Annotated in this window: 1 protein-coding gene; it reads left to right on the top strand. The window is 72.1% G+C overall.

Features of this window, described 5'->3' with window-relative positions; all coding sequences use genetic code 11:
- Nucleotides 1-203 precede the first annotated feature (203 nt).
- Nucleotides 204-1,102: choice-of-anchor I domain-containing protein (locus QH283_RS27160; protein ID WP_432420788.1), on the top strand; the 899-nt coding region annotated here is incomplete at its 3' end.

Genomic DNA, 1,102 nt, shown 5'->3' with positions numbered 1-1,102 from the left:
CCCCCCCGGGGGCGGGCCCCCCCGTCTCCGGGCCCGCCCCGAGTGCTTCCGGTACCGGCGCGGCTCCCACCGTGTCCGCGGAACAGTCACCTCCGGCATTCTCGACACCCGATCGTCGCCCGGCATTCACCCGGCAACCCCCTCCGGCTCACCCGGGGGCGGCACGCTGCCTCGACGAACATCGAGTGTGGAGTTGAGGACGAATGACGACGTCGAACCCGATTCGCGTGGCCGTGCTGGCCGTTGCCGCGGTACTTGTGGCAGCGGGCTGCTCGACCGGGGAACAGAGCGGTGACACCGCGCCCGGCGCGGCCGCCGCCATCGACTGGAATCCGCCGGAGGGTGAGCGATTCCATCGCACGGCCACCTACCCGGTGTTCCAGAACCGGCCGGCGGGCGAACCGGTCGAGACCGAGACCGTCGCCGAGATCTCCACGGTGACCCCGGACGGCGACACGCTCGTCTACACCGACGCCGCCGCCGAACGCATCGGCTTCCTGGACATCCGCGATCCGTCGAACCCGGCGGGCCTCGGCACGCTGTCGATGGCCGAACTCGGCCACGCCGACGACCAGCCCACCTCCGTCGCCGCCCACGGCGACTACGTGCTCGTGGTCGTGGACACCACCGGCGGCGACTTCGCCGCCCCCTCGGGCCGGGTGGACGTGGTGCGCGTCGCCGACCGCACCCGGGTGCGCGGCATCGACCTCGGCGGCCAGCCCGACTCGATCGCGGTGAGCCCCGACGGCGCGTTCGCCGCCGTGGCCATCGAGAACCAGCGCGACGAGGAGTTCACCCCCGAGGGCGGCGAGGAGGGTGACCTGCCGCAACCGCCGACCGGCTTCCTCCAGTTGATCGACCTCACCGGCGAGCCGGACGGGTGGAATACGCGCACGGTCGAATTCGACGTGGCCGCCGCCCGTGCCGCGGGGCTGGACAGCCCCGAAGACCTCGAACCGGAGTACGTGAGCATCAACGCGCGCGGCGAGGTCGCGGTCACCCTGCAGGAAAACAACGGCATCGCGATCGTCGACGGCGCGACCGGCGAGGTCACCTCGATCTTCGACGCCGGGCGGGTCTCGGTGGCAGGCATCGACATCAC

It is taken from the genome of Nocardia farcinica (assembly GCF_029867845.1).
GTDB lineage: Bacteria > Actinomycetota > Actinomycetes > Mycobacteriales > Mycobacteriaceae > Nocardia > Nocardia farcinica_A.
Note: the sequence above shows the minus strand (reverse complement) of the source record. Positions and strands in the feature narration are given on the sequence as shown.